Origin of the sequence: Pseudoalteromonas sp. TB51, from assembly GCF_000498055.1 — a bacterium.
In the GTDB taxonomy this organism is placed as follows: domain Bacteria; phylum Pseudomonadota; class Gammaproteobacteria; order Enterobacterales; family Alteromonadaceae; genus Pseudoalteromonas; species Pseudoalteromonas atlantica.
The window spans coordinates 1-2,476 of sequence record NZ_AUTO01000034.1 but is presented as its reverse complement, the minus strand read 5'-3'; the positions used below and the strand labels follow the sequence as shown (position 1 = coordinate 2,476).

The following is a 2,476-nucleotide window of genomic DNA, read 5'->3' as shown; positions in this document are numbered from 1 at the left end:
GGTGATATGTGGGTTGTTAAAACTCAGGTTCACGCAGGTGGCCGTGGTAAAGCTGGCGGTGTTAAGCTAGTTAAAACAATCGAAGAAGTAAAAGAATTCGCTGCTAACTGGTTAGGTAAAAACTTAGTTACTTACCAAACAGACGAAAATGGTCAGCCTGTTGCTAAAATTTTAGTAGAAAGCTGTACAGATATCGCTAACGAATTGTACTTAGGTGCAGTTGTTGACCGTGCTTCTCGCAAAGTTGTTTTCATGGCGTCTACTGAAGGCGGTGTTGAAATTGAAACTGTTGCTGAAGAAACTCCAGAGCTTATCCACAAAGCAGAGATCGATCCATTAGTGGGTCCTCAAGCTTACCAAGCACGTGAGTTAGGTTTTAAACTGGGTCTTAACCCTACACAAATGAAGCAGTTCGTTAAGATCTTTATGGGTCTTGGCAACATGTTCAACGATTTTGATTTCGCTCTTCTTGAAATCAACCCGTTAGTAATCACAGACGAAGGTAACCTTCACTGTCTTGACGGCAAAATCGGTATCGATGGTAATGCACTTTACCGTCAACCAAAAATCCGTGAAATGCACGATCCATCTCAAGAAGATGCACGTGAAGCTCACGCAGCAAGCTTTGAGCTTAACTACGTAGCACTAGATGGTAACGTAGGTTGTATGGTTAACGGTGCAGGCCTAGCGATGGGTACTATGGACATCGTAAACCTACACGGCGGCAAGCCAGCTAACTTCTTAGATGTTGGTGGCGGCGCGACTAAAGAGCGTGTTTCTGAAGCATTCAAAATCATCCTTTCTGACGATAACGTAAAAGCTGTTTTAGTTAACATCTTTGGTGGTATCGTACGTTGTGACATGATTGCTGAAGGTATCATTGGCGCAGTTAAAGAAGTAGGTGTAAACGTGCCTGTAGTTGTACGTTTAGAAGGTACTAACGCTGAATTAGGTCGTGACGTTCTTAAGAACTCTGGCCTAGATATCATCGCTGCTGAATCACTAACAGACGCTGCTGAGAAAGTTGTAGCTGCTGCGGAGGGCAAATAATGTCTGTATTAATCAATAAAGATACAAAAGTTATCTGTCAAGGTTTCACTGGTGGCCAAGGTACTTTCCACTCTGAGCAAGCGCTTGAGTACGGTACACAAATGGTTGGTGGTGTAAGCCCAGGTAAAGGCGGTCAAACGCACCTTGGTCTTCCAGTATTCAACACAGTACGCGATGCAGTTAAAGAAACAGGCGCAACAGCGTCAGTTATTTACGTACCAGCACCGTTCTGTAAAGATGCAATCTTAGAAGCTATCGATGCGGGCATCGAGCTAATTGTTTGTATCACTGAAGGTATCCCAACACTAGACATGGTTGACGTTAAAGTTAAGCTTGATAACTCTGGTGTTCGTATGATCGGTCCTAACTGTCCAGGTGTTATCACTCCTGGTGAGACTAAGATTGGTATCATGCCTGGTCACATCCACAAGCCTGGTAAAGTAGGTATTGTTTCTCGCTCTGGTACTTTAACGTACGAAGCGGTTAAACAAACTACAGACGCTGGTTTTGGTCAGTCTACGTGTGTTGGTATTGGTGGCGACCCAATCCCAGGTACTAACTTTATCGACGTGCTAGAAATGTTCGAAAAAGATCCACAAACTGAAGCAATCGTAATGATTGGTGAAATTGGTGGTACTGCAGAAGAAGAAGCTGCAGAGTACATTAAAGCTAACGTAACTAAGCCTGTTGTTTCTTACATTGCTGGTGTAACTGCACCAGAAGGTAAGCGTATGGGTCACGCTGGCGCAATCATCGCTGGCGGTAAAGGTACCGCTGATGAGAAATTTGCTGCACTAGAAGCTGCTGGCGTACAAACTGTACGTTCACTTGCTGATATCGGTAAAGCACTTAAAGAGAAAACAGGCTGGTAATCAGTTTGCTTAATCTTTAAAAAGGCTCGCATTTGCGAGCCTTTTTGTTATTGGCTTAAAAATTAGTATGGGTAACTAATGTGTTGAAAAAACCGTACTGATAAATCTTGACGTTCTTTATTTATTGCCAGCTCTGAGCACATAGCGTGTATTGTTTTCTCTACTTGATTCATAAAGCGGCCGTAGCCCATTTCATGTTTATCTTTATGGGTGGCAACAATTACAAAATGTAGTGACTCAACTAATTTTTCAGCATTGAAAAAAATATGTATTTGCGTGGCTGTGCCATTCACATCAAAACTTATTTTTTGTAATTCTGCATTCCCATCATTTTTATCTATTTGGCTATTACGCACTATGGGCCTTGCACCATTAGCAACCATAGCGCCGTGAGATAATTCGTATCGCTCGCAGCACCCTTTAAATGATTGGGCAAAGTAGTTATAAAACTCAGTGTAATTATTTTTATTTATTAAGCTTTGAAATTGCGTTTTAATGCCGCGTGAAACCGGTATAGAAAACGTTGCATAGGTCATTTCTGCATGCTCGGCGGG

Annotated in this window: 3 protein-coding genes; 2 read left to right on the top strand and 1 reads right to left on the bottom strand. The window is 42.4% G+C overall.

Features of this window, described 5'->3' with window-relative positions; genetic code table 11:
• Nucleotides 1-1,050, top strand: a 1,050-nt coding sequence (gene sucC / locus L650_RS0100875; protein ID WP_029771825.1) for an ADP-forming succinate--CoA ligase subunit beta, incomplete at its 5' end; no start/stop codon positions are given.
• A complete protein-coding gene (sucD, locus tag L650_RS0100870) occupies nucleotides 1,050-1,922 on the top strand; it encodes a succinate--CoA ligase subunit alpha (protein WP_004586678.1) in 873 nt (290 codons plus the stop codon). The genes sucC and sucD, both read left to right, overlap by 1 nt.
• A 62-nt stretch (nucleotides 1,923-1,984) precedes the next feature.
• On the opposite strand, the gene L650_RS0100865 is transcribed toward sucD, so the two are convergent.
• Nucleotides 1,985-2,476 (bottom strand): DUF3083 family protein (locus L650_RS0100865; protein ID WP_029771824.1); only part of this gene is annotated, 492 nt, incomplete at its 5' end.